The organism is Micromonospora sp. DT231 (genome assembly GCF_049847025.1).
Taxonomy (GTDB): domain Bacteria; phylum Actinomycetota; class Actinomycetes; order Mycobacteriales; family Micromonosporaceae; genus Micromonospora.
In genome coordinates, this window is the sequence record NZ_JBNCNO010000001.1 from 428988 (window position 1) to 453588 (window position 24601).

At 70.6% G+C, this 24601-nt stretch carries 23 protein-coding genes and 1 pseudogene; 13 read left to right on the plus strand and 11 right to left on the minus strand.

Annotated elements, in window-relative coordinates; translation table 11 throughout:
- The first annotated feature begins 302 nt into the window (after positions 1-302).
- A complete protein-coding gene (locus tag ACPXBU_RS01780) occupies positions 303-938 on the plus strand; it encodes a GNAT family N-acetyltransferase (protein WP_393368494.1) in 636 nt (211 codons plus the stop codon).
- A 286-nt stretch (positions 939-1224) separates the two neighbouring features.
- Here ACPXBU_RS01780 and ACPXBU_RS01785 read toward each other — a convergent pair whose 3' ends face one another.
- Positions 1225-2319 carry a LacI family DNA-binding transcriptional regulator gene (locus tag ACPXBU_RS01785; protein WP_425755888.1) on the minus strand — a complete coding sequence of 365 codons (1095 nt, stop codon included), beginning with the start codon at positions 2317-2319 and terminating at the stop codon, positions 1225-1227.
- Between the two features lie 185 nt (positions 2320-2504).
- Here ACPXBU_RS01785 and ACPXBU_RS01790 point away from each other — a divergent pair, with 185 nt between their 5' ends.
- Genes ACPXBU_RS01790 through ACPXBU_RS01805 form a run of 4 tightly spaced genes read left to right on the plus strand, consistent with a single transcriptional unit; the run spans position 2505 to position 6617 of the window.
- Positions 2505-3725, plus strand: coding sequence for an extracellular solute-binding protein (locus ACPXBU_RS01790; protein ID WP_425755890.1), 1221 nt, complete (start codon positions 2505-2507; stop codon positions 3723-3725).
- Entirely contained in the window at positions 3722-4834 is a 1113-nt protein-coding gene (locus ACPXBU_RS01795) for an ABC transporter ATP-binding protein (RefSeq protein ID WP_425755891.1), read from the plus strand. Before ACPXBU_RS01790 ends, ACPXBU_RS01795 begins: the two co-directional genes overlap by 4 nt.
- The gene (locus ACPXBU_RS01800) at positions 4831-5730 is read left to right on the plus strand and encodes an ABC transporter permease (RefSeq protein ID WP_425755893.1); all 900 of its coding nucleotides are present in this window, start codon (positions 4831-4833) and stop codon (positions 5728-5730) included. Before ACPXBU_RS01795 ends, ACPXBU_RS01800 begins: the two co-directional genes overlap by 4 nt.
- On the plus strand, positions 5730-6617 hold the full coding sequence (locus ACPXBU_RS01805) for an ABC transporter permease (RefSeq protein WP_393368503.1): 888 nt from the start codon (positions 5730-5732) through the stop codon (positions 6615-6617). The genes ACPXBU_RS01800 and ACPXBU_RS01805 overlap by 1 nt, the downstream gene beginning before the upstream one ends.
- 19 nt (positions 6618-6636) lie before the next feature.
- Here the strand turns inward: ACPXBU_RS01805 and ACPXBU_RS01810 are convergent, their stop codons facing one another.
- The 9 genes and pseudogenes from ACPXBU_RS01810 to ACPXBU_RS01850 form a co-directional block, all read right to left on the minus strand.
- Positions 6637-8220 (minus strand): gluconokinase, encoded by a 1584-nt coding sequence (locus tag ACPXBU_RS01810; protein WP_425755895.1) that lies wholly within the window; start codon positions 8218-8220, stop codon positions 6637-6639.
- 99 nt (positions 8221-8319) lie between these two features.
- Positions 8320-9138, minus strand: a complete 819-nt coding sequence (locus ACPXBU_RS01815) for an MOSC domain-containing protein (protein WP_425755897.1) — start codon at positions 9136-9138, stop codon at positions 8320-8322.
- A gap of 224 nt (positions 9139-9362) precedes the next feature.
- Positions 9363-9548 carry a DUF397 domain-containing protein gene (locus ACPXBU_RS01820; protein WP_425755899.1) on the minus strand — a complete coding sequence of 62 codons (186 nt, stop codon included), beginning with the start codon at positions 9546-9548 and terminating at the stop codon, positions 9363-9365.
- Positions 9545-9988: a DUF5753 domain-containing protein gene (locus tag ACPXBU_RS01825; RefSeq protein ID WP_425755901.1), complete on the minus strand. Its 444-nt coding sequence runs from the start codon at positions 9986-9988 to the stop codon at positions 9545-9547. Before ACPXBU_RS01825 ends, ACPXBU_RS01820 begins: the two co-directional genes overlap by 4 nt.
- Before the next feature lie 49 nt (positions 9989-10037).
- A pseudogene (locus tag ACPXBU_RS01830) lies at positions 10038-10238 on the minus strand (transposase family protein); the annotation flags it as partial.
- 267 nt (positions 10239-10505) lie between these two features.
- On the minus strand, positions 10506-11123 hold the full coding sequence (locus tag ACPXBU_RS01835; protein WP_425755903.1) for a Type 1 glutamine amidotransferase-like domain-containing protein: 618 nt from the start codon (positions 11121-11123) through the stop codon (positions 10506-10508).
- A gap of 341 nt (positions 11124-11464) precedes the next feature.
- Positions 11465-12178, minus strand: coding sequence for a hypothetical protein (locus ACPXBU_RS01840; RefSeq protein ID WP_425755905.1), 714 nt, complete (start codon positions 12176-12178; stop codon positions 11465-11467).
- 98 nt (positions 12179-12276) lie between these two features.
- Positions 12277-12939: a response regulator gene (locus ACPXBU_RS01845; RefSeq protein ID WP_425755907.1), complete on the minus strand. Its 663-nt coding sequence runs from the start codon at positions 12937-12939 to the stop codon at positions 12277-12279.
- On the minus strand, positions 12936-14111 hold the full coding sequence (locus ACPXBU_RS01850) for a sensor histidine kinase (RefSeq protein ID WP_425755909.1): 1176 nt from the start codon (positions 14109-14111) through the stop codon (positions 12936-12938). The genes ACPXBU_RS01845 and ACPXBU_RS01850 overlap by 4 nt, the downstream gene beginning before the upstream one ends.
- A gap of 143 nt (positions 14112-14254) precedes the next feature.
- Here ACPXBU_RS01850 and ACPXBU_RS01855 point away from each other — a divergent pair, with 143 nt between their 5' ends.
- From ACPXBU_RS01855 to ACPXBU_RS01890, 8 genes are all read left to right on the plus strand, one after another.
- Positions 14255-15244, plus strand: coding sequence for a carboxymuconolactone decarboxylase family protein (locus ACPXBU_RS01855; protein ID WP_425755911.1), 990 nt, complete (start codon positions 14255-14257; stop codon positions 15242-15244).
- Between the two features lie 9 nt (positions 15245-15253).
- On the plus strand, positions 15254-15706 hold the full coding sequence (locus tag ACPXBU_RS01860) for a DUF6220 domain-containing protein (RefSeq protein ID WP_425755913.1): 453 nt from the start codon (positions 15254-15256) through the stop codon (positions 15704-15706).
- Entirely contained in the window at positions 15703-17439 is a 1737-nt protein-coding gene (locus ACPXBU_RS01865) for a multicopper oxidase family protein (RefSeq protein ID WP_425755915.1), read from the plus strand. The genes ACPXBU_RS01860 and ACPXBU_RS01865 overlap by 4 nt, the downstream gene beginning before the upstream one ends.
- 160 nt (positions 17440-17599) lie before the next feature.
- Complete coding sequence (locus ACPXBU_RS01870; RefSeq protein WP_393368528.1) at positions 17600-19045, plus strand: non-reducing end alpha-L-arabinofuranosidase family hydrolase; 1446 nt, start codon at positions 17600-17602, stop codon at positions 19043-19045.
- Positions 19046-19211: 166 nt separating this feature from the next.
- Entirely contained in the window at positions 19212-19826 is a 615-nt protein-coding gene (locus ACPXBU_RS01875; protein ID WP_425755917.1) for a dihydrofolate reductase family protein, read from the plus strand.
- 46 nt (positions 19827-19872) lie between these two features.
- Positions 19873-20547, plus strand: coding sequence for a DUF6891 domain-containing protein (locus ACPXBU_RS01880; protein WP_393368533.1), 675 nt, complete (start codon positions 19873-19875; stop codon positions 20545-20547).
- Between the two features lie 122 nt (positions 20548-20669).
- Entirely contained in the window at positions 20670-21563 is an 894-nt protein-coding gene (locus ACPXBU_RS01885) for an SGNH/GDSL hydrolase family protein (RefSeq protein WP_425755919.1), read from the plus strand.
- Positions 21564-21663: 100 nt separating this feature from the next.
- On the plus strand, positions 21664-23151 hold the full coding sequence (locus ACPXBU_RS01890) for a protein kinase domain-containing protein (RefSeq protein WP_425755921.1): 1488 nt from the start codon (positions 21664-21666) through the stop codon (positions 23149-23151).
- 122 nt (positions 23152-23273) lie between these two features.
- Here ACPXBU_RS01890 and ACPXBU_RS01895 read toward each other — a convergent pair whose 3' ends face one another.
- Complete coding sequence (locus tag ACPXBU_RS01895; RefSeq protein WP_425755923.1) at positions 23274-24311, minus strand: glycoside hydrolase family 11 protein; 1038 nt, start codon at positions 24309-24311, stop codon at positions 23274-23276.
- Positions 24312-24601 lie beyond the last annotated feature (290 nt).

Below are 24601 nucleotides of genomic sequence, written 5' to 3' on the forward strand. Positions count from 1 at the left end.
ATGGTGAGCGGCGCGACAATGCTTCGGCAACGAGTTGTCGTTTCTTGTCGCGGCCCGCGGCCTCAGGGCGACTCGGCCGGTGCGTCGCGGCCCGCCACGGATCAGTCGTCGCTCAGGGACGCGGCGGACCGGGCGGATCCTCAGGCGTAACGCAAGTCCCGCTGTCCGCAGTCAGCCTCGTGCTCAGGGAACCACTATGCGAGCTGTCTCCGCACCCCGCGATGTCGCGACACAACGGGGAGCCAGGGCCGGCCCGTTCGAATCGGGTAGCCTCGCCGGCTGCCTCGTGAAACTGTCGCCGAATGATTCAACCGACTCTACGTACCGCCCGTCTGCTGATGGTTCCCCTCGCGGATCGGCACTTCGAACTGGAGGTCGAGCTCGACTCCGACCCGGAGGTGCTTCGCTACATCACCGGGCGGGCGCGATCCAGGGACGAGGTGGCCACGTCTCACGCGCAGAGGTTGGCGCTGTCCGCCAAGGTGGACGGCCTGGGCTACTGGATGGCGTTCGGGTCCGATGGCGGCGCGCGTGGCACGGTGGCGCCGGAGCATGAGGACCAGGGCGATGTCGTCGGGCTCATGATGCTTCCGCCCGCACACGGCCCCGACCAGCCCGACGATCCGACCGTCGCGGAGTTGGGCTACCGGCTTGCCCGCCGCTGCTGGCGTAGAGGTCTGGCCAGCGAGGCATCCCGGGCCCTGCTGCGGCATGCCTTCGACACGGTCGGGCAGAGCCGGGTGATCGCGCAGACCATGACGGTGAACGTCGGATCTCAGGGCGTGATGAAGGCCGTCGGCATGCGGTACGTGCGCACGTACTTTCCTTCCTGGGACGACCCGGTGCCAGGAACAGAATCCGGCGAGGTGGAGTATGAAATGACCCGTGAGATGTGGGAGGCGCATCGCGGGATATCGTCTCTACAGCGAGATGAGTAGCGACATCCGTCAACACTGGCTTGACCACGGCATCCCGGACGCCGTTGTCGACCGGATGGCAGAGCTCAGCTCGTCAATGACCCCGAACTGCAGGTTGCCGCCGACCAGCAGTGGGGCACCGACTCCGGAGGCAACCAGCTCTTCGGGAGTGACCTGTGCCTGGAGAGCGCGCGGATGCTCGGTGAGGATCCGGATGCCGATCCCTGGCACTGATCGTCGGCGACCGCGGGCGACACGGGCACGGCGCCGCGTTCGGCGTCGCCGGTGTTCTGCTCGCTGAACTCGGTCACGGAGAGCGCCTGGTCCACCCAGCCGGCACCGCCGGGTCGGGTGCGGGCTGTTGACGTACCCACGGTCGGGCGCGACCCGCGCTCCGACGGACGGCCGTCGAGTGGCGGACCACGAGGCGTACCGGCAGGACCATCGGTCGGCCGGCGTGCCCGGGGGCGCCCTCGATCATCGTGAGGAGGTGCCGGGTTGCCGCCGAGCCCTCCGCGTAGAACGGTGCCGCGACAGTGGTCAGCCCGGGTGTGACGATGTCGGCGGCGAGGGTGTTGTCGAAACCCACGATGCTGACGTCGCCCGGGACGTCGACGCCCATCCGGGTGAGGCCGCGGATGAGCCCGATCGCCATCTGGTCGTTGAAGGCGAGGACGGCGGTGGCGGGACGGGCACGGAGTTCCTCGGCGGCTCGCTCGCCGCCCTCGATGGTCGGGCTGAACGGGCCGATCTGACGCACCTTGATCTCGAGTTCCATGCCGGCTTCGAGCAACGACCGCCAGCGGATGCCGTTCGGCCACGACGCCTGGGGCCCCGCGACGTAGGTGATGTGGTCATGGCCCAGTTCTCCGAGGTGCTCGGCGGCCCGCCGGACCCCACGGGGGTTGTCGGTCACGACGCAGGGCACGTCGGCGACGGCGCGGTTGAGGACCACCACCGGCCGCTGCTTGGCGAACATCCGGATCGCCGAGTCGGACATCCGGCTGCTGGCCAGCACGATGCCGTCGACCGTCGACATCGTGCGTTCGATCGCGGCCCGCTCCAGCCGGTCGGACTCCTGGGCATCGATGAGCACCGTGGTGTACTCGTCGTGCATCGCCGTCTCCTGCGCACCGCGCACGATCCCGGCGTAGACCGGGTTGGTGATGTCGGCGATGACGAGCGCGATCATGCGCGTGCGGGACGTGGTGAGGGCTCGGGCGAGCGGGTTGGTCCGGTAGCCGAGCCGCTCCGCGACCTGCCGGACCCGCTCGGCGGTCTCGGAGTTGACGCGGCTCGGCCTGGAGAAGGCGCGGGACACCGTGGACGGTGAGACGTCGGCTTCGCTCGCGACGTCGTAGATCGTGACCCTCTTGTCGGGCGGCCTGGTGTGGTCGGGCATCTGCATGCTCCTCCCGGCTACGCGCCGTGATCATGGTATGACGGCGGTGAGTGCTCGGCAATGCCCTCGTAACAAACCAGTGCCGTGAACGCATTCGCGCGAGGCAATACATGGCAACCCATTGCCGTCGCGTCACGCCGGCTGCCTGAATCAGCGGGGATGACACCTGGCGGAGGGAACAGCTCATGGGTATGACGCGGCGCGGCGTTCTCCTGGTCACGGCATCGTCGGCAATCGTGGGCGCGGTCGGGTGCGGGGCACCGGACGGCCCCGGCACGTCCACCGGCGACACCACGGGCGAGGTGCCGCAGCGGCCCGGCAAGGCCGTGACGCTCAACGTCCTCGACGTTGCCGGCAACCTCCAGCTGACCCAGGGGATGATCGACGACTTCGTCGCCAAGAACCCCGACATGATCTCCCGGGTGACCTACTCGAAGGCGCCGGCGCCGGAGCTGGCCGGCAAGATCAAGGCTCAGCAGGGCGCGAACCGGGTGGACATCGGCCTCGTGCTGACCGGCGTCGACGGGCTGGCGGCCGGGATCGAACAGGGGCTCTGGCTCGACCTGTTGCCGACGTTCCAGGACCGCCTCGGCGGCATGCGCGACTACCTGGAACCGGCCGCCGCCATGCAGAAGCTCGCCGGCAACTCCGGCGTCACGGTCACCTACTACCCGTCCGGCCCGCTGCTGGAATACCTGCCGTCCCGCCTGGCCACGCCACCGACAAGCGCGCCGGCCCTGCTCGCCTGGGCCAGGGCCAATCCCAAGAAGTTCCAGTACGCCCGGCCGGCCAACTCCGGCCCCGGTCGCACTTTCCTGATGGGGCTTCCCTACATCCTGGGCGACGCCAATCCCAAGGACCCCACCGCCGGGTGGGACAAGACCTGGGCCTTCCTCAAGGAGCTGGGCCAGTACGTGGACTACTACCCGTCCGGCACGACCGAGACGATGAAGAACCTCGCCAACGGCACGGCGCACCTGATCGTCAGCACGACCGGCTGGGACATCAACCCCCGGGTGCTGGGCACGGTGCCGAAGGAAGCCAAGATCACCCCGATCGAGGGATTCCACTGGGTCACCGACGCGCACTACGCCGTGCTGCCCAAGGGCGTCTCGACGGACACCCAGGCGGCGGTGCTGGCCCTGCTGGCGTTCATGCTCACCCCCGAGCAGCAGGCCAAGGCGTACGACGAGGGCTACTTCTATCCGGGCCCGGCCGTGAAGGACGTCGGGCTCACCTCGGCGCCGCAGAAGAGCCAGGACGCGATCAGGGAGTTCGGCCGCCCCGAGTACGAGGCGCTGATCGCCGGAAACCCGACCGAGGTGCCACTTGACGCGAAGAGCCTCGTGGCCGCGTTCAACCGCTGGGACCGCGAGATCGGCGGCGGGAAGGTCAAGCAGGGATGAGTGCCTTCTCCCAGCTGCGGTTGGACGGGGTGTCCCGGCGGTTCGGCGGCCAGGACGCGCTCACCGAGCTGGACCTCACCATCGAGACGGGCGAGTTCATCGCCCTGCTCGGCCCGTCCGGCTGCGGCAAGTCGACGGCCCTGAACTGCCTGGCCGGGCTCCTGCCGTTGACCCGGGGGAGCATCTGGCAGGACGAGCGGCGGATCGACACGCTGCCACCGGAGCGCCGGGGCTTCGGCATGGTGTTCCAGAGCTACGCCCTCTTCCCGCACCTGACGGTGCGGGCGAACATCGCCTTCGGGCTGCGCATGCGGCGGCTGCCGAAGGAGGAGATCCGCCGGCGTACGGCGGAGGCGGTGCGTCTGGTGCGGCTCGAGGACCACGTCGACAAGCTGCCCGGCCAACTGTCCGGCGGTCAGCAGCAACGCGTCGCCATCGCCCGCGCCGTCGTGTTCGAGCCGTCGCTGGTGTTGATGGACGAGCCGTTGAGCAACCTCGACGCCAAACTGCGGCTGGAGATGCGGACCGAGATTCGCCGCCTGCACCAGTCGCTGGGGCTCACCACCGTCTACGTCACGCACGACCAGGAGGAGGCGCTCTCCCTGGCCGACCGGCTGGTGGTGCTGCGCGAGGGGCGGGTGCAGCAGATCGGGTCACCGCGCGAGCTGCACACCCGCCCGGCGAACTGGCACGTCGCCGACTTCATGGGTTACCGCAACCTGTGGCGGGGCCGGGTGGTGCGGCGCGACGGCGGCCGGGCCACCGTCGAGTCGTCAGGTCAGCGCCTGCTCGGCGAGGCCGTGGGCGACCTCGCCGACGGTACGGAGGTGGTGGTCGCGGTACGCCCCGAGGACATCCGCGTCGACGGGGCCGGGGGGACCTCCAACGCCCTGTCGGCGACCATCGAGGTGGTGGAATACCAGGGCCGCGAGTTGGCGGCCGAGGCGCGTACCGACACGGGTCAGTCGCTGCACCTGCGTACCGAGCAGCGGATCGCGCCCGGTGACCAGGTCAAGCTCGCTATCGACCCGCGGCGGCTGCTCGTCTATCCCGCCGGCGCGACAGCGGAGACCGACCGCCTCGCGGACGCCGCGGTGGTGAGGCGGTGAGCGCCCCCGGGCCGGGCCGACCGTTGGCGCACTGGCAACACCGCCTCGCCGAACGGGGCATCGATCGCCAACTCTTCCTGTTGGTGCCGGCGCTGGTCTTCGTCATCGCCCTGTTCCTCTACCCGTTCTTCTACGGGCTGTCGCTCTCGTTCCAGCCGACCGACGGCGGGCCGTTCAGCGACTACGCCAGGTTCTTCTCCGACGCCTACGAGCGGGGCACGATCTGGATCACGCTGCGGATCGCGCTGCCCGCCGCGCTCCTGAACGTCCTCGCCGCCGTGCCGATCGCGTACCGGATGCGCGGCCGGTTCCGGGGCAAGCGGCTGGTCACCACGCTGCTTGTCGTGCCGATCACTCTCGGCACCGTCCTCACCGCCCAGGGGTTGCTCAACTTCCTCGGCCCGACCGGGTGGTTCAACCGGATCCTGCTCGCCACGCACCTCGTCGACGAGCCGGTACGACTGACCCACAACTACTGGGGCGTGTTCTTCTCGCTGGTGATCACCGGCTTCCCGTTCGCGTTCCTGCTGGTGCTCTCCTACCTCTCCGGGATCGACCCCACCCTGGAACGGGCGGCCGCGACGTTGGGGGCGGACTGGCGTCGCCGGTTCACCCGGATCACCCTGCCGCTGCTGATGCCGGGTCTAGCCACGACCTTCTGCCTGACGTTCGTGTTGGCGTTCAGCGTGTTCCCGTCGGCCGTCCTGGTCGGCAATCCGGCCGGTGAGACGCGGGTCATCTCCCTCGCCGCGTACCAGGCGGCGTACGAGCAGTACGACTACCCGTACGCGTCGGCGATCGCCATGATCATGGGGTTCGTCGAGCTGGTCGTCATCGCGGTCGTGCTGGCCGCGCGCAGCCGTTTCTACACCGGCGCCACCGGAGGCAAGGGCTGATGGCTTCGATCACCCAGGCGCCACCGGCGCGACCCCCCGCCACCGACCAGCGGCGTCGACGCGTCACCGCGCGCCCGGCCGCCTGGATCGTGTGGGGCGTCGTCATCTTCTTCTTCCTCAACCTGCTGGGCGTCGTGGCGTCCGTGCTGGTCAGCTCGTTCGGTCAGCGCTGGTTCGACACCTGGCTCCCGGACGGCTACACCACCAGCTGGTACGGCCGGGCCTGGGACGAGTTCGCCCTCCTGCAGGTCATCGTCGTGACGCTTGAGGTGTCCGTACTCGTCGTGGGCCTCTCGCTGCTGATCGGTGTGCCGGCGGCCTACGTCCTCGCGCGGCGGTCCTTCCCCGGCAAGCGGCTGATCTTCCTCGTGTTCCTGCTGCCCATCCTCATGCCCCCGATCACGTACGGCATCCCGCTGGCGACGGTCCTCTACAAGTTCGGGCTGGCCGGGAACATGTCCGGTGTGGTGCTCGCCAACCTCGTACCATCGGTGCCCTTCGTCATCCTGACCATGACCCCGTTCATCGAGCAGATCGACCCGCGCATCGAGAGCGCCGCGCGGATGTGCGGCGCGGGCCTGCGTACGGTGTTCCTCCGGGTCCTCACGCCGTTGCTCGTGCCGGGCATCCTCGCCTCGGCGATCCTCGTCCTCGTCCGGACCGTCGGCATGTTCGAGCTGACCTTCCTGACCGCGGGCCCCGACTCGCAGACCCTCGTCGTGGCGCTCTACTACTCGATGTCCGCGTCCGGGATCCGGGCGCAGCAGTCGGTGGACGCCATGGCGGTCATCTACACGTCGATGATGCTCGTGCTGCTCGTCGTCGCCCTGCGCTACGTCAACCCGACCCAGCTCGTGGCCCAGGTCAAGGAGGACCCCGAGCACTGACGTCCGGCGACCGGCCCGGTCAACCGCCCACCACGTCCCGGGACGACGTGGTGGCCCGCCAGCCGACGCCCGGCCCGGCCGCCACCTCGTCGAGGATCTCGCCCGCGCGGCCCACGACAGTGCGGAGTGCGGGCAACTTCGCGCGCAGGCAGCGGTAGGTCGCGGCAAGGGCCGGGTCGACCGCGACCGGCTCGGCGCGGGCACTCGCAGGACTGAGCAGAGTGACGGCCTCGGTCAGATCGGCGGCCAGGCCGATCGCGAAGAGCCCGAGCGCCGCCGCGCCGAGGGCGGCGTCATCGTCCTCGCCGGCCACCTGGGTCGGACAGTCCAGGACCGCGGCCATCACCGCACGCCACAGCGGAGATCGGAACGCGCCGCCGGCCAGCCGAACGCTGCTGACCGGCGTCAGCTCGGTCAGGCGGTCCCGGACGCCGCCGAGGTGTAGGCACACAGCCTCCACCGCGGCCCGCACCAGGTGACCGCGAGAGTGCTCGCTGCGCAAACCCAGGTACGCGCCCGGCGGGCCGGGATCCACCGCCGACGCCCGGTCGGCCAGCAGATAGGGCAGCATCACCAGGCCGTCGCTGCCCGGGGCGACCCGTTCGGCGAGCGCCAGCAGCTCGGGCGCGACGAGCTGGTCGTCGGACGCCGGGCGAGGATCGGGTTCGAGGGCGCCACCGGCCCACCGCACCACGTTGCCGCCGTTGTTGGCCGTCGCGCCGACCACCCAGGCGTCCTCGGTCAGCGCGGCGCAGGAGAAGATCTCCGCCGGGTCGACGAGCGGAGCCGCGACGACAGTCCGCAGGGCCCCGGTGGCCGCGAGCGTCAGACCGGCGACGGTGCTGTCGATCGCCGCCATGCCCAGGCTGCTCGACGGCCCGTCACCCGCCCCCACGACGACAGGTGTGCCGGACGGCAGGCCGACCGCCTGCCCGGCCGCCGAGGAGAGCCGCAACACGCCCGTCGTGGGCAGGACCGGGGGCAGCTGGCTGCCGGCCACCCCGACCAGATCGAGTACGCCCGCACTCCACACCCGCCGATGCACGTCGAACATGCCGGTGCCCGACGCCGACGACAGCTCGGTCACCAACGTCCCGGTCAGCCGGTGGACCAGGTAGTCCTTCAGGCCGACCCACCACCGCGTCGAGGTGCAGAGGTACGGCTCGTGGCGGGCGAACCAGATGAGCTTGCACAGCGGGCTTCCCGGGTGCACGGGCGTGCCGGTGACCCGGTGCAGCTCCCGGCTCTGGCCGGAGACCCGCAGGTCGCGGGCGACCTCCGCGGAGCGCGTGTCCCGCCCGGTCAGCAGCGGCGTCACCGGGCTGAGTGTCGCGTCCAGCCCGATCACGCCGTACCTGGGGGAGCTGATCGCGAGGGCGACGACCTCCGCCCCGGCGGTGTCGGCGACACACGCGGACACCGCCGCCAGGGTGGCCGCCACCAGCACGTCGGGGTCCTGGACGTGCCAGCCGGGCAGCGGTTGGAGCAGCGGGTACGCCCGCGTCCGGACGTGTCGGGCGGTGCCGTCCACCGCGAACGCGGCCACCCGCACGGCGGTGGCTCCCACGTCGACCCCGAGGATGACACGACGCTCCGGCCCCATGAGCACATGGTCGAGCGGTGTTCGACGGGTGGGCAAGCGGTTGCGCACAGTTGTCGCGTCGTGCGAGCCAGAGGTCAGGGTTGAAGACGGCGGCCTCGGTCAGCGAACGACCTGCCCGACGCGGAGTCGGCCGGGCTGGACGACATCGGCGTAGGTCCCGAAGCAGGCTGCCCGCCCGAGCCCGGCCACCGGGATGCGGTAGTGCCGGGCCAGGGCGCTCAGCACCGAGAGGTCGGCCGGCAGTTCGGCCTGGGAGAGTCCGGGGATGACGCACCTCGGAGTGGGCAGGACCACCCGGAGCACGACATCGCCGAGGCGTAGCTCCTGCCCCGGTGCCGGGTCACGCGGTGCGTCGATGACCAGGTTCGGGCGAAACCGCGCCGCGGCCACACTGCCACCTCCCATGCGCTCACCCAGCAGAGACAACGCGCCGGTGGTCACGATGTGAACGGCGCCGAAGTCGACGAACCGGCCGACCCGCCCCGCGCCCGCGATCGCCGTGATGGTGTCCTGGCCGGGCCGGGCGTCGCCCATCCAATCCGGCACCATACCTACGTCGTCAGGCAACGTCCGGTGCAGTCTCGCGTCGGGCGGCAACTCGCGGCTCAGCCGCACCGGGCGGTCCAGGTGCTTGCTGAGTGCGGCATCTGCCGCCGCGCTTCCGGCCGGCACCGATGTGCCGTCGACATGCAGCGTCAGGGTCGTCCCCGGGCCGTCGTCCCGCATGCTCGTGCCGACATCGAGCAGGCGCCCCCATCGTCGTGGGTGTTTGGCGCTGCCGACCGTCCCGTCGACGCGGTCGACACAGGCCCACGTCCGGTCGCCGCGCAGGCCGGTCTGCTCGACGTCGGCCGAGGTGAGCGCCTCCCCCCGGGCGCTCTTGAGCGGGTAACGCCGGATCGCGACAACCGTCTGCATGACGGTCATGCTGCCTCACCGCGTCACCACTCGGAGACGGGTGGCGCGAGGAATATCCGCTCCATGCCGCCGAGCGGGGTGTTGCGGTTCGACATTGCGGAGTGCTGAGACCTGGTCGTTAGGGCGATAGCGGAGATGTTTCGGTGGTGACGGCGCGCATAGTTGACGGACGTTTGCGGTAGCCAGGTGTGGCGGCTGCCAGTGACCACACCTGGCACCCTTACTCACGCCTCGAACTTGCCGGTCTTGATCCCCTGGACGAAGTCAACCCACTGACCCGCGCTGAATGCTAGCGCCGGTCCGTGCCGGTCCTTGGAGTCTCTGACCATGACCGTCGGAGTTGGTGTGGCAACCTCGACACAGTTCCCCTCGTTGCTGCGGGTGCTCGTCTTCCACTTGAGCGTGGTCATGTTAGTTCCTCTGCGATCGATGCCATGAGTTTGCGAGACTGCGCTTCGGCCAGCGCCGGGCTCTCCATGATGTCCCACGCCTCCCCGTACGCTGCGACCTCGGCGGGCTTGTCGAGATAGAGCGTGAGGCTGTCGGAGTAGATGATCGAAGGCTCAGCACCCCCCTCGAACTCGAGGATCGTGAACGTGCCGCTGGTCATGTTGCCCCGGTGCAGACCCCCGGCTAACGGAATTACTCGCAGCGAGACGTTCGGCTGCCTGCTGACCCTGATCAGGTGTCGTAGTTGCTCTGCGGCCACCCCTCGCCGCAAGACAGCCTCCTCAAGCAAGACGTCGAACTGCGGAGCGGGTGGTGCCGCGCGCGTCAGCAGCGCCTGACGACCGAGACGCACCGCCAGCCGTCGCTCGATCTCCGCCCGGGTGATGTCTGGACGGGCCACCTGCAAGACGCGCGTAGCGTACGTCTCGGTCTGGAGCAGGCCCGGAACAAGCTGCCCCGACTTCGAACCCGGCGGCCAGACGGGTGAAGGTGTCGCCGTTGCGCAAATGGGCCAGGACGAGCAGCGCCTGGTGGCCGGGGACGAGGCGGCGCCACCGGGACCGTCGCTGGCGGCGATGAGCACGGATCAGGTCGGCGACGTGGTTCAGTGACCGGGTGGACAACGGGATCGAGGAAGGGTAAGTCAGCAACGAGGCTCCCGGTAGGGGCATCTTTCTTGGTCGATTGCTGTCCTACCGGGAGCCTCACCTCACCCGGCTACCGGCCCCTCCACTGTCGCGTCCGGCTCAAGATTGCGGATGATCACGGCGGTGACCAGCGGCTCGCAGGGTAGGTCCGGACGATTCCGAACCAAGGCGTCCGGAACTACCTTGCGGATCTCCGGCGGAAAGCCTTCGTAAACAGCCTCAGCATCTGTTGCTCTTGGCGTTGGTGCCCGTGTGCAGCAGGGTCCGGCGCTATACAGGCAGCAGTCGTGTCTGGTTCTCGGTGACGAGTAGCACCTCACCGTCGCGCAGCGCCCAGTGTGGCCTCCTTGCGCTGGTGTACGCGGCCGACACGGCGTCACAGGCGGCGGTCTCCGGATGGCCGGGGGAACGCACATGCGGCACGAACGGGCGGTCAAGCAGGCCAAGCCCGGTCATGATCGGTTCGGCGACGGCGGCGGGGTTGTCGACGAGTTCCAGACCGTTCAGGTCAGGGGCCAGGACGCAGGCACCGGCGCTGTAGCCGCCGTAGACGACCGCGCCGTGACGTAGCAGATCGAGCAGCACAATGTCGGCGCCCGTGTCGGCCAGAACCCGGCGCAGCACGAAAACGTTGCCGCCACGGACCCACACGATGTCGTAGGTGGCGAGGCTGGACACCATGGCGGGCTCACGCAAGTCGATCAGCGTGACGTCGAGGCCAACCGCTTCGAGATCGTCAAGGTCGCGCCGCAGGCCGGTCTCACGCATCTCAGTGGGAAGCCCGTCGAGGGCGTTCGGGATCAAGGCGGTGCGCCGGCCGTTGCCGGCTAGGGCGACAAGCTGGTCAGGATGCGCCCCGGTACGGAACGACGACAGGTACAGGCGCATCGGAGCAGTATGGCGCTACGCGCCCGGAGTGGGAAGTCGTCCGTTGCGAGCTGGCGCCAGCGCTCCAGGGGAGTACCCCGGATAACTCGGCATCGCGCTACCAACCCGGCATGTAAGGGTGACTCGCAAAATTTTCCGGGCGGCTCGCAAGATCACTCGCACCTGACGGTGAGTGCTCGCGACATCTGGCGACGATCTCGGCGTATCTCGCGCTGGCGACCCCGGAGCGGGGGCAGGTCTTCAACCAGATCGAGCAGATCCTGCCCCAGCGGGTCGAGCTATCCGCCGACATCGTCGTGCATCTCGCCCGCCGGTGCCTCGATCAGTGACGCCGAGGCTGCTCAGACCAGGAAGTGTTCTCGCATCTTCGCGCCCAGGTTGATCCCACCCACCACCCGGGGGCCGGCCGGGTCGTGCACGGCGACGGCGTTGTTGCGGCGCATCAGCTCCCGGACGGCGGGCGGCAGTCGCGGCGGGTCGTCCATGGCCGCGAGGACCTGCCCGGCACTGGAGATCAGTCGATCGGCCAGGGCAGCGGCGTCGGTGTCCACCCGCACCCGGCCGTACTCCCAGCCGGCGGTGGTGAGGTCGAGCACCTCGAACACCCGGGTCAGCAGCGGGTTCGGGTCGGTCACCCGGTCGAGCCGGGGTGCCCGGCTGCCGACCACCGTGACAGCGGCGGCCACCTGCGCGTACGGGTGGAAGCCGGACGGCAGCGCGAACAGCGGCCAGCGCAGTGCGGGACCGGCCTCCCGCCACAGCGGCCGGTAGTTGCGGCGGTGCACCAGCAGCCGCCGGCCCGTCCGGCGGTGGATCTCCTGTGCCTGGGACTGCAGGTCCACGTGGGCCTCGTCGGCGACCTGACCCACGATCTGGGCCGCCACCACCAGGCCGTCGTCGCTGTCCAGCGTCGTGGTGAGCGCCTGGACCTGCTCGGTGAACCGGATCCGCGCGTGGGGGCCGTACCGGGTCTGCACGTCGTGCAGCAGCGCCTGCTGGCGTCCCGGATCGAGCTGGACCCGCCTGCCGCCCAGCAACCGCCGGAGCCAACGCATGTCGCCTCGTTTCAGCAGAGCCGTCGTCGGACGGCGGCAATGTTAGTGCGTCGGCCCCACCCCGTGTGCCGACGGGTGCCCCCGGACCGCGTTGACGATCATCGACGACGCGGCGTGACGAGTCCCGACTCGTACGCCCACACGACGAGTTGGGCGCGGTCGCGGCAGTGCAGCTTCGCCATCGCCCGATTCACATGTGTCTTGGCGGTCAACGGGCTGATCACCATGCGTGCGGCGATCTCGTCGTTGCTCAGTCCGCCCGCGACCAACTCGGCGATCTCCTGCTCGCGGGCGGTCAGCACGTCCCGCCCGGCCGTCGGCTCGGCCGGCGGTGGGCCGGACACGAACTCGCTGATGAGCGTCCGCGTCACGGCGGGTGCGAGCAGTGCGTCGCCGCGCGCCACGACGGCGATGGCCTGCAGCAGGTCGGTGGGGTCGGCGTCCTTGAGCAGGAAACCGCTGGCGCCCGCCCGGAGGGCGGAGAAGACGTACGAGTCGAGCCCGTAGTTGGTCAGGATGAGGACGTGGATCGCGGTGAGGTCGGGATCGGCGGCGATCCGCCGGGTGGCTTCGATACCGTCGAGCCCGGGCATCTGCACGTCCATGAGCACCACGTCCGGGCGCAGGCGTCGCGACAGGTGCACGGCGGCTACGCCGTCGGCGGCCTCGCCGACGACCTCCAGGTCGTCCTCGGCGTCGAGCAGTGCCCGGAAACCGGCTCGCATCAGCGCCTGGTCGTCGACGAGCAGGACCCGGATCATCGCGGCTCCGCGGCGCGCCGAGCTGGCGGGACCTCGCGCGGGCGCTCGGTCGCGCCGGGGCCGTCCAGCGGGATCGTGGCCCGTACCGTGAATCCGTTGTCGTCGTTGGCGGTGGCCCGCAGGGTGCCGCCGAGCCCGGTCACCCGCTCCCGCATGCCGCGCAGGCCCACGCCCGGTGTCATCGGGTGCGCCGGTGACGCCTGGCCGTCGTCGGTGACCGAGACGGTGAGCCGCGCCGGGGCGTACTCGACGTGGACGTTCGCGGTGGCGGGGCCGGCGTGGCGTGCCACGTTTGTCAGGGCCTCCTGGACGACCCGGTAGCCGGCCTGGTCGACCTCGGCGGGCAGCTCCCGGGGCTCACCGGCGACGGTCACCCGCACCGGTACGCCGACCGCCCGGGTCCGCTCGGCCAACTCGTCCACCCGGGCCAGCCCCAGGCGGTCCTCGTCGGAGGGTGAGCGCAGGACGTCGAGGGTGGTGCGCAGCTCCCGCATCGCGGCGCTGCTGGCCTCCTGGATCGCCAGCAGGGTGGCCGACGGCTGCTCGCCGTGTTTGCGCGCGAGGTGCACGGCGATCCCGGCCTGCACCTTGATCACCGAGATGCTGTGGGTCAGGGAGTCGTGCAGGTCGCGGGCGATGCGCAGGCGTTCCTCCCCGGCGCGACGCAACGCCATCTCCTCGCGGGTGCGTTCGGCCTCGATCGCCCGCTGCTCGACCTGTTCCAGGTACGCCCGGCGCTGCCGCGCCACGAGCCCAGCGACGTTGGCCGCCACGAACCAGCCCAGCAGCAGGGGCGTTCGCTCGACGACGAGATGGCCGGCCGGGGCCGTCGAGATGTCCCGGGTCAGGAACCCACCGAGGAAGGCGAGACTGGCGAGCGCGGAGGCCGCCCGCTGCCCCCGCCAGGCGGCGACGTAGACCGCTGCGAGCACCGGGAACGCGGCGGACACCCCCGGGTGCACCCGGACGTGCAGGGCCAGCATGGCGACGGTGACCACGCCCAGCGCCACCACCGGATACCGCCGGCACGCCGCCAGGGCGACGGTCATGGCCAGCACCAGGACGACGTCGACCGCACCGACCGCCGCCGCGTCCGGCGCGAGCGCGGCGTTGCCGAGCAGGAGGGCGCCGAGGGCGAGGGCGCTGAGGGCGTACGGCAGATCGCGACGCATTGTCGAAGAGTAGAACGGGCTGTCCGCACCGAGCATCCACCGCACGCAGTAGGAGGGCGTACCGCGGACGCGGTAGCGGCAGATGGTCAAGTGCCTGCGACGGCACGACGTTTTCCCGGCTCGCCGAGACGAGCATCGAGCCCATGACATACCGCTTTACCACCCCAGTGAAAGCGTCGGCCGCGACCGGCCGGACCGCGGAGGTCTACCGGCAGATGTCGGACGACTTCCTCGGGCCGCTGCCCACCTTCCAGGTGCTCGCCGCGGTGCCGGAGGTGCTGGCGGCGACCTGGGCCTTGATGCGCGAGGCCCTGCTCGCCGGGGACGCCTCCCGGGTCGAGCGCGAACTCGTCGCGGCGGCGGTGTCCCGGGCCAACCGCTGTCAGTTCTGTGTGGACTCGCACGCGATGCTGCTGCACGCCCTTGGCGAACCGAAGCTGGCCGAGGCCGTCGTCCGGGGCGGGACACCGGCCGGGGCGGGGCATGCCGCGCTCGTCGGTTGGGCGCAGGCGAGCCGCAGCCCCCGGGCCACCGACTGGGCCAGCCCGTACGGCCCGGAGGTCACCGGCACCCTGCTCGCCTTCCACTTCATCAACCGGATCGTGTCCGCCCTGCTCGCCCCCGACCTGCTCCCCGCTGGCCTGCAACGCTCCCCACTTGTGCGCTCGGTCGGCGGCTGGCTCTCCGCCCGGGCGGCCCGGGATCCGAAGGAACCCGGCCGAGGCCTCGCGCTCCTGGACGCCGGCACGACGGCGGCACCCGGTTGGGCGGGGGACAGTCCGGTCGGCGTCGCGTACGCGGCCCTGACGGACGCCGCCACGCGGGGCGGGGACCTCCTGGGCGACGTGGGGCGCCAGACCGTCACGGCCACCGTGCGGTGGGAGGACGGGCGGTTTCCGGCCCGGCCCGCGGACTGGGCCGTCGACCTGGTCCGGGACGTGCCGGGCGTCGATCGCGTCGGCACGAGGATCGCCCTGCTGGCGGCGTTCGCGCCCAGCGCGATAACCGTCGGCGACGTCGCTCTCTGGCGGCTCTCCCATCCCGCCGACGCCGATCTCGTACGGCTTGTCGCCTTCGGGGCGATCACGGCCACCGATCACGTCGCCCGGGCACTGTCCGCGGCGCACCGGTAGGAGATCGCCATGCGTAAGGCATTCGTCATCACCAGCGCCCTGTTGCTCGTCGCGTTCGGCCTGCAGTTCGTCTTCGCCGCCGTGGGCGGGTTCACGAGACCCACGGGCGACGACGCGTACGCCCTGCACAGCGTCAACGGCATGGCCGTCATCCCGGCCCTCACCCTGCTCACCGCGCTGTGCGCGGCACTGGCCAGGGCGCCGGGCCGACTCGTCGGGCTGGCGCTCCTGCCGATCGGCCTCGTCATCGTGCAGGCGCTCCTCGCCATGCTCGCCACCGCGTCCACCGACGCGGCGGGCGTCAGCACCCCGCTCGGTCCGATCATCGGTGGCCTGCACGCCCTCAACGGGATCATCGCGGTACACGTCGTGGTGGCCGTACTCCGGGGGGCACGGAAGCTGACCGACCCGGAGCCGGCCGACTCCACCGGCGACGTCGTCCGCAGCGGAGAGCCGGCATGACCACCGGCGCGCTGCTCGCGGTCGATCTCGTGCTCGCGGTCCTCACGGCCGCCGGTTGGCTGGGCGGCGGCGCGGCGGCGGCCGTCCGGCGTCGCCCGCTCGCGCTGGCGCTCGCGGCCTTCGCCCTGCTCGCCACGCTCTCCCGCGCGATCACGATCGTCGCGCTCGCTCGCGCCGGCTGGTGGTTCGCGGCGGAGAAGGTCCTCGTCGCCGCCCCGCTGTCGCTCGCGGCGGTGGCCGTCGCCGGGCCGCGGTTGCTCCCGGTCCCGGGCGACGTCCGGTCCGTCGCGGTCCCGCTTCTGTTCGCCGGGTACGCCACGAGCAGTGCCCTGCTCGTGACGGTCCTGCACGGCTATCCGGCGTCGGTGGGCGCGGGACTGCTCGCGGTCGCCGGGACCGTCACGGCGACGGCCGTGTCCTGGCGCGCTCTGGGTGTGCGTCCGTCCCGGGGGCTGTCCCGGGTGGCGCTCGTGGTGGCGGTCGGGGCGTTGGTGACCGGAGTCGGGCTGACCGTCGTCCCGGCCGCGCCCGTCGTTCACCATGACCACGGGTACCGGGAGGCGCGGACCAGCGACGAGCCGACCCGACGGTTCACGCTGACGGCCGGGACCGCCACGGTGAGCGTGAGTGGCCGAGACGTCGCGGCGTGGGCGTTCGACGCGCAGGTACCCGGGCCGGAGCTGACCGCCACCGTCGGCGACGTGGTGGAGGTGACGCTGCGCAACCGGGACATCGGGCGAGGCGTCACGCTGCACTGGCACGGGTACGACGTGCCGAACAGTCAGGACGGGGTGCCGGGCGTGACACAGGCCGCGGTGCTGCCCGGCCAGGAGTTCGTCTACCGGTTCCGCGCCGACCAGGTCGGGACGTACTGGTATCACACGCATTCGGTCTCCGATGTCGGCGTGCGGATGGGCCTCTACGGAGTCCTGGTGGTCCGCCCGGGGCCGGTGGCCGGCCTCGACGTCACGATCCCGGTGCACACGCTGGCGGGCCGGCCGTTGCCCGCACCGAGAACCGAGCGCGTCGAGGCGGGCACCCCGGTACGGCTGCGGCTGATCAACACCGACAGCACGACGCACCGCTACGCCCTGGCCGGGACCGCGTTCCGGGTCGCCGCGATCGACGGCGCCGACCTGCGTGGCCCCACGTCGCTCGTGGACACCGCGGTGCTGATCCCCGCCGGGGGCCGCTACGACCTGGTGTTTCCCGCGCCGGAAACGCCGATGGCGTTGTTCGTCGACGGGCGGGCGGTCTACTCGACCGGACCGGTGTCGACGCCGCCGGGCGACTGGCCGGTGCTGGATCCGCTCGGCTACGGCGTCGCCTCCGCGGTGCCGTGGTCCCGGTTCGATCGAACGTTCACCCTCGTTCTCGACCGTGGAATCGACCTGCACGACATGCTTCCGCGCTACGCGCACACCGTCAACGGCGCGGCCGATCCGGACATTCCACCGCAGGTCGTCCGCCTCGGCGACGTCGTCAGGTTCACGATCGTCAACCGGTCGGCGATCGTGCACCCGTGGCATCTGCACGGTCACCACGTCCTGGTGCTGTCCCGCGACCGAAGGCCGGCGGCCGGCAGTCCGCTGTGGCTGGACTCGTTCGACGTTCGACCGGGCGAGGTGTGGGAGGTGGCGTTCCGGGCCGACAACCCGGGAGTGTGGGCCAACCACTGCCACAACCTGGCGCACGCCGACGCCGGCATGACGACGCACCTCATGTACTCGTGATCCGTCGGGCGGCACCGAAGATCGAAGGATGTGAGTTCAAGGTTGAGGGTATGGGAGCGCTCCCGTAACATACCTGTCGCGGCCTGTTAACGCTCACAAACGCGACCGCGCCAGCGACCGCCGCCAATGCATGGCCGCCGTCCCCTCAGGAAGGTGCTCTATGACCAGATCCAGATACACCAATGTCGGTCTGGCGTCGGCCGGCGTTGCCCTGCTCGTGTCGGCGACGGTTGTCGCGGCGCTGCCGGCCGGTGCCGCGGCGGCCGGCTGTTCGGTGAACTACACAGTCCCGTCGCAGTGGCAGGGCGGCTTCGGCGCCAACGTGGCGATCACCAACCTGGGTGATCCGGTGACCAGTTGGACGTTGACGTGGTCGTACGCGGCCGGGCAGACGGTCACGCAGGCGTGGAACACGTCGCTGACGCAGAGCGGCTCCGCGGTCACCGCGAAGAACGTGAGCTACAACGGCGCGATCGGCACCAACGCCACCGTGTCGTTCGGCTTCAACGGATCGTGGACGGGCAGCAACCCCGCGCCGACGAGCTTCGCCCTGAACGGCGTGACCTGCGGTGACGGCACCACGCCGACGACCCCACCGCCGACGAGCCCGCCCCCGACGGACCCGCCGCCGACGAGCCCGCCGCCGACCACTCCGCCACCCACGACGCCGCCTCCGACGACACCGCCGCCGACCCCCTGCGACCTTCCCTCGACGTACCGCTGGTCGTCGACGGGGTCGCTGGCGAACCCGAAGTCGGGCTGGGTGTCGCTGAAGGACTTCACCGTCGCGCCCTACAACGGCCAGCAACTCGTCTACGCGACCACGCACGACTTCGGCAAGAGCTGGGGTTCGATGAACTTCAGTCTCTTCTCGAACTGGTCGCAGATGGCCTCGGCCACCCAGACCGGGATGAGCTCGGGGACCGTCGCACCCTCGTTGTTCTACTTCGCGCCGAAGAACATCTGGGTGCTCGCCTACCAGTGGGGCGGGCCGGCGTTCTCCTACCGGACCTCGACCAACCCGACCAACCCGAACGGCTGGTCGGCGCCGCAGACGCTGTTCAGCGGCAGCATCACCGGCTCCGGCACCGGACCGATCGACCAGACGTTGATCGCCGACGACACGAACATGTACCTGTTCTTCGCCGGTGACAACGGCAAGATCTACCGGGCCAGCATGCCGATCGGGAACTTCCCGGGCAGCTTCGGCAGCAGCTACACGACCATCATGAGCGACACCCAGAACAACCTGTTCGAGGCCCCGCAGGTCTACAAGCTGAAGGGTCTGAACAAGTACCTCATGATCGTCGAGGCGATCGGCTCGACCGGCCGCTACTTCCGCTCGTTCACGGCCACCAGCCTGAACGGTACATGGACGCCGCAGGCCGCGTCGCAGAGCAACCCGTTCGCCGGCAAGGTCAACAGTGGTGCCACCTGGACCAACGACATCAGCCACGGTGAGCTGCTGCGCACCAGCGCCGACCAGACGATGACTGTCGACGCCTGCAACCTGCAGTTGCTCTACCAGGGTCGTTCCCCCAGCTCCGACGGCGTCGACTACGGCCTCCTGCCGTACCGGCCCGGTCTGCTGACCCTGCAGCGCTGACACTCCTGATCCCGGGCGGGCTCGGCGAAACGCCGAGCCCGCCCACCCGTCCGCCGGCACGGGCGCGAAACGCCGAAGTCTTCGTGAGGGGCGGACGCTGACGGGAGAGTTTGGGATGATGCGCCGGTCTACCCGCGACATCACCTGAGCTGAAGGGATTTCCGCGATGGCACCTGTCATCTCCACACTGTTCATCTCGGCCGACGGTGTGGCCGAGATCGACCCCGACTGGCACTTCCCGTACTTCGACGAGAACATGGGCCGCGCCGTCACCGAGGACTACGACGCCGCCGACGTGCTGCTCATCGGCCGTGAGACCTACGACAGCTTCGCCGGCGCCTGGCCCGGGCGTGAGGCCGCGGGCGGTGAGGACGCGCCGTTCGCCAAGCAACTCGGGGACATGCGCAAGGTCGTTGTGTCGCGCCAACCGCTGGAGTTCTCCTGGCGCAACTCCGAGCTGATCGCCGGCGATCTCCTCGATGCCGTCGCGTCGCTCAAGGCCGACGACGGGGTGCGCGGCATCCTCATCCCCGGGTCCATCTCCGTCGTGCAGCAGTTGCTCGCCGCGGGGCTCGTCGACGAGCTGCGCCTGCTCGTGCATCCGGTGGCGGCGCGCAAGGGCCGCAAGCTGTTCGACGAGGGTGACGCGGCGTACCACCTGCGAGTGGTGGCGACCGAGGCGTTCCCGACGGGCGTGCTACGCGTGATCTACGCGCCGGGCGCGGCACCCGGCAAGGCCGGCTACGACGACGTCAAGGAGCAGGTGCCGGCCGGGCAGTAGCCACCCTTCACGGGGAGCGTCGTAGGTCCGTGTGACCATCGTCGCCGTGACTGGATGGACATACAACGATCGTCCCGAGGGTGCCCGGTTCCTGACCGACCGGATTCCCGAGCCGGGGCGCGGTGCGATCGAGGACGAGCTCTGGGCCTGGATCGTCCGTGGTGAGACCGACGCCGACGAGTTCGTCGACTACTTCGACGACGACGAGGAGCGGTGCGGCGCGACGGACGAGGAGCTGATCGCGGCGCACGAGAAGGCGTCGGCCGCGCGGCGGGCGCAGCAGCGGGGGTGGGGTGAGGTGCGGAGCAACCTCACCCGCGCCTTCGCCGAACTCAACGAGCTGGGTGTGCTGGCCCGGGAAAACTTCAGCTGTTGTGGCACCTGCGCGAGCGCCGAGATCCATGACGAGCGGGACGACTCCCGGCACTGGCACGGCTATGTCTGGTACCACCAGCAGGACACCGAGTCGTTGCTCGCCAGCGACGACGGGTCGGTCTACCTCGGCTACGGCGCCTACCCGTCGGTCGACTTCGACGAGGCCGCCTACGCCGACCTGTCGGAGGCCGACCAGCAGGCCCGCTACCAGGCAGACCTGGAACGGCTGCTCGACGACGTCGTGTTCCCGGTGCTGCGCAGGCACGGCATGCGGGTGGAGTGGAACCGCCAGCAGTCCAGGCGGGTCCTGGTCACCGGCGCCCAGTGGTACGCGCCCCTGGTCTGAGCGCCATCGCCCCATCCCACACCCCAGAAAACCATTTAATGAGGCTCATCGATATTGACGTGCGGCGTCGGCGGCGAAAGGATCTCGGCACCACCACCCCCGTGATCCCTCTGGGAGGCGTCATGACCCGTCCCCGCCTGCCCCGCCTACGGGCGGCCACCCGGTTGGCCACCCTCGCCGTGGCCGCCGCCGGCGTGCTGCTCACCGTCGCCACACCCGCCAGCGCCGCCGTTCCCGCCGGCCGGTACGTGGCGCTCGGCGACTCGTACACCGCCGGTCCGCTCATCCCCACCCAGGTCGACCTGAACTGCCTGCGCTCCAACCGCAACTACCCCTCGCTGGTGGCCGCCGCCGCGGGCTCGTCGTCGTTCGCCGACGTGAGCTGCTCCGGCGCCACCACCGACGACATCCTCTACGGGGGCAGCGGTCAGTTGGGCACCGCGCTGCCACCGCAGCTCAGCGCGGTCACCTCCACCACGGCCCTGGTGACGGTGCAGATCGGCGGCAACGACATCGGCTTCTCCGGCATCATCGGCGACTGTGCGCAGGCGAGCCTCAGCAGTCCGCTCGGATCGCCGTGCAAGAACCGGTACACCGCCGGAGGTGTCGACCAGTTGCAGGCGCGGATCGCCGCCGCCACGCCGAAGGTGACGGCCGTGTTGCAGGCGGTGCGCCAGGCCGCGCCGGGCGCGCGGGTCGTGGTCCTCGGTTACCCGGCGATTCTGCCGGACACCGGTTACGGGTGCTGGCCGGTCGTCCCGATCGCCTACCAGGACGTGCCGTACCTGCGTGGCGTCGAGAAGTCGCTGAACGCGATGCTGGCGAGCACCGCGACCGCCAACGGCGCCACCTATGCCGACGTCTACGCCCCGTCCATCGGGCGCGACGCGTGCAAGGGCAGCGGCACCCGGTGGGTCGAGGGGCTGGTGCCGCAGAACTCGGCCGCCCCCTTCCACCCCAACGCCAGGGGTGAACAGGGCATGGCAACCGCCCTGCTCAACAGGCTGAACAGCTGACCGGCGCGAAACGTGTCGACCCGGCCCCGTCGCGCCGCGGCGGGGCCGGCGACGGCGACCGGGTGCGTGGAATCGGCAGATCCGGGGTACCGGATGTCTCATGCCGAGTACGGGACAACTCGTCGGAGACCGCTACCGCCTGGTCGAAAGCATCGCCAGTGGCGGTATGGGGGATGTGTGGCGGGCTGTCGACGAGACCCTGGACCGCTGCGTGGCGGTCAAGATGCTGCAGGCTCGGCTGGTCAGTGACGCCGGATTCGGCGAGCGGTTCCGCCGCGAGGCGCGGGCCATGGCGGCCCTGCGCCACCCAGGTGTCGCCCAGGTCTACGACTACGGTGAGGTGTCCCGGCCCGGAGAGCCGGTCCTCGCCTACATCGTCATGGAGTGCGTGCAGGGGCAACCCCTGTCGGAGCGGATCGCCGCCCTCGGCCGGCTGGACGTGGCCGAGACGATGTCGATCGTCGCGCAGACCGCCCGTGCCCTGCACGCCGCCCACGAGGCCGGCGTCGTGCACCGGGACGTCAAACCCAGCAACCTGATCATCGAGCCGGACGGGCACGTCGTACTCGTTGATTTCGGGGTTGCGGTGACCTCGGAAGCGGCGGGCCTGACCGGGACGAACCAGGTCGTCGGCACCGCCCTGTACATGGCGCCGGAGCAGATCTCGAAGAACGAGATCGGCCCGGCGATCGACATCTACGCGCTCGGCGCCGTCGCCTACCACTGCCTCGCCGGGAGGCCCCCACACCAGGGCGAGAACGCCCTCGCGGTGGCGCTGCGGCACCTCGAGGAGGAACCCGCGCCGCTGCCCGAAGGGATCCCGGCGGCGGTCCGGCGGTTGGTCGCCACCGCGATGGCCAAGGAGCCCGCCCGCCGATTCCCGACGGCGGCGACCCTGGCCACCGCGGCGCAGACCCTCGCGGGCCCGTCCGACCACCTGGACCGGACCGCCGCCGGGGCGGCCTCGATCGGGGGACGAGACGAGCGGACGACCGTCCTCGGACCGGGCCACGGCGGTGCGCCGGGTCGGGCGGGCGGTTCCGGGTCTCGGGCCCTCGCGGTGCTGCTCGGGTCGGTGGCCGCCGCGGCTGCCGTCCTGGTGTTCGGCGACCCCACCGGGATGCTGCCCGGCCCGACCGGGCGACCCTCGACGCCTCCCGCGGTGTCGCCCTCGGCGCCGGGCGATGGCGGCACCGACACCGACATCGACGTCGGCAGCACCGGCACTGGCAGCGACACCGGCCCGGGTGTCGGTGGGGGACAACCGGCCACGACCGGCCCCGCTGGCCTGCCGGTCCGGGCGTCCGGATCCCCGACTGCGACGGCCTCTGGTCCCGCTGCGGGGCCCGACCGGTCCGCGCCACCCGAGGACAGCGGTGGCGATCCCCCGACCCCCGCCACCTCCGGGAGCGCCGACGAGGACCCGACGGCAGACCCGACGGGCGAAACGTCGGCGGCACCGACCGCGGCGCCGACGGAGGAGTCGACGGAGGAGCCGGCGGCGGACCCCTCCGGGGGCCCGGCGGAGGAAACGAGCGAGGAACCGACGGCGGGGACGACCGGGGGGAGCGCGTCGCCACGGGGCTGATGGACGATGGCGAAGGCCACGCCCCGCCGCGCCTCCCCGAGCTGGACTGGCACGCGGACGCAGCACTGGCGTGGCGGCCGGAGCCGCCACGCCAGCGCTGTGCTGTCAGACGCTGATCAGATTCAACTGGTACGGCAGGAGATCGTCGGCCAGTTCCAGTTGCCGTTGGCCATGACCGTTATCCCGAAGTTGTTGCCGTTGCCGTTCGGGGTCGCGGTGACGGTGCCGCTGGTGCCGCTGACCGAGGCGTTCCAGCTGTTCTGGATGCTCTGGCCGCCACCCAGACCGAGGCTGACGACCCAGTTGTTGGTGCCGCTGACCGCGACGTTGAGGTTGAACCTGTCACCCCACTGCTGACCGGCGGAGATCGTCGCGTTGCAGTTGCCGCCTCCCGGGTTGCCGGTCCCCGGGTTGCCGGTGGTCGGCCCGGAGGTCGGGTTGCTGCCCCCGCCCTCCCGGACGGTGACGTCGGAGCTGCCGCTGCTCTGGTAGCCCTCGGTGGCCATGATCTGGTAGGCGTGGTTGGTGCCGAGGTTCAGGCCGGCGCGGGCCCAGGCGTCGAAGTGGTTGGCGGTGGTGATGGTGCCGCTGGACCGCTTCTGCTGGCGGACGCTCCAGAACTGGTAGAACGTCTGGTTACCGTCGATCGACGGGGCGTTGACCCGCTGGCTGCGCAGGATGTCGTAGGTGCCGCCGTCAGTGGTGACCGTGCCCATCCGGGTGGCGCCGTTGCTCGGGTTGTAGCTGCCGAAGTTCTCCACCACGTAGTACTCGATGAGCGGGTTGCGCGTCCATCCGTACAGGGCGAGGTAGGTGTTGTTGTTGCCCGGGTTGTAGGTGGCCGAGTAGCTGACGGTCCGCCGGCTGCCGGTGGCCCAGCCCTTGCCGCCGACCCAGTTGTTGGTGCTGCGGTCCCAACTGCTGGAGTAACGGCCGTCGGCGCGCAGCGTCATGCTGGCGTTGCCGCCGTCCTTCCAGAAGGAGAAGTAGTAGCCGTTGTGCGTGCCGGTGAGGCTGGAGGTGAGCGTCCGGTCGGCCTCGGCGTACGCGTTGGTGGCCGTCATCGTGCCGGTGACGGCCAGGACGACGGTGCACGCGGCGCCGAGGAGCAGCCGCATGCGGCCGCGCCGTCTCGGTGTGGTGTTGCTGGTGTCGGTCATGTAACTGTTGCCTCCTGGTGACGGCTGGCGGGGGCCAGCAGTGCGGTACGGCCCGCAGGCTGTCGGTGGCCCGGGACGGCCACCGGCGTGTACCGCGTGGTGGTGGCCGGTCGTTCTGCGCGACGACCGGAGGAGTGGGTCGCGGTGACTGGTACTGACGGCGATTGAGGTCCGTCGATGGCGACCGTATTAACCTGGCCGTCGACTTGTCAACAATTTTCGGAAACATGGCCGTCCTCGCGCGGTGACCGGCGATCTGCCGCAGGGCGACGTCTATCGAGGTCAGTAGT

Coding starts and splice junctions, on each gene's coding strand:
- ACPXBU_RS01780 (WP_393368494.1), top strand. CDS start 303: ATGATTCAACCGACTCTACGTACCGCCCGTCTGCTGATGGTTCCCCTC.
- ACPXBU_RS01785 (WP_425755888.1), bottom strand. CDS start 2,319: ATGCCCGACCACACCAGGCCGCCCGACAAGAGGGTCACGATCTACGAC.
- ACPXBU_RS01790 (WP_425755890.1), top strand. CDS start 2,505: ATGGGTATGACGCGGCGCGGCGTTCTCCTGGTCACGGCATCGTCGGCA.
- ACPXBU_RS01795 (WP_425755891.1), top strand. CDS start 3,722: ATGAGTGCCTTCTCCCAGCTGCGGTTGGACGGGGTGTCCCGGCGGTTC.
- ACPXBU_RS01805 (WP_393368503.1), top strand. CDS start 5,730: ATGGCTTCGATCACCCAGGCGCCACCGGCGCGACCCCCCGCCACCGAC.
- ACPXBU_RS01810 (WP_425755895.1), bottom strand. CDS start 8,220: ATGGGGCCGGAGCGTCGTGTCATCCTCGGGGTCGACGTGGGAGCCACC.
- ACPXBU_RS01815 (WP_425755897.1), bottom strand. CDS start 9,138: ATGCAGACGGTTGTCGCGATCCGGCGTTACCCGCTCAAGAGCGCCCGG.
- ACPXBU_RS01820 (WP_425755899.1), bottom strand. CDS start 9,548: ATGACCACGCTCAAGTGGAAGACGAGCACCCGCAGCAACGAGGGGAAC.
- ACPXBU_RS01835 (WP_425755903.1), bottom strand. CDS start 11,123: ATGCGCCTGTACCTGTCGTCGTTCCGTACCGGGGCGCATCCTGACCAG.
- ACPXBU_RS01840 (WP_425755905.1), bottom strand. CDS start 12,178: ATGCGTTGGCTCCGGCGGTTGCTGGGCGGCAGGCGGGTCCAGCTCGAT.
- ACPXBU_RS01845 (WP_425755907.1), bottom strand. CDS start 12,939: ATGATCCGGGTCCTGCTCGTCGACGACCAGGCGCTGATGCGAGCCGGT.
- ACPXBU_RS01850 (WP_425755909.1), bottom strand. CDS start 14,111: ATGCGTCGCGATCTGCCGTACGCCCTCAGCGCCCTCGCCCTCGGCGCC.
- ACPXBU_RS01855 (WP_425755911.1), top strand. CDS start 14,255: ATGACATACCGCTTTACCACCCCAGTGAAAGCGTCGGCCGCGACCGGC.
- ACPXBU_RS01860 (WP_425755913.1), top strand. CDS start 15,254: ATGCGTAAGGCATTCGTCATCACCAGCGCCCTGTTGCTCGTCGCGTTC.
- ACPXBU_RS01865 (WP_425755915.1), top strand. CDS start 15,703: ATGACCACCGGCGCGCTGCTCGCGGTCGATCTCGTGCTCGCGGTCCTC.
- ACPXBU_RS01870 (WP_393368528.1), top strand. CDS start 17,600: ATGACCAGATCCAGATACACCAATGTCGGTCTGGCGTCGGCCGGCGTT.
- ACPXBU_RS01875 (WP_425755917.1), top strand. CDS start 19,212: ATGGCACCTGTCATCTCCACACTGTTCATCTCGGCCGACGGTGTGGCC.
- ACPXBU_RS01885 (WP_425755919.1), top strand. CDS start 20,670: ATGACCCGTCCCCGCCTGCCCCGCCTACGGGCGGCCACCCGGTTGGCC.
- ACPXBU_RS01890 (WP_425755921.1), top strand. CDS start 21,664: ATGCCGAGTACGGGACAACTCGTCGGAGACCGCTACCGCCTGGTCGAA.
- ACPXBU_RS01895 (WP_425755923.1), bottom strand. CDS start 24,311: ATGACCGACACCAGCAACACCACACCGAGACGGCGCGGCCGCATGCGG.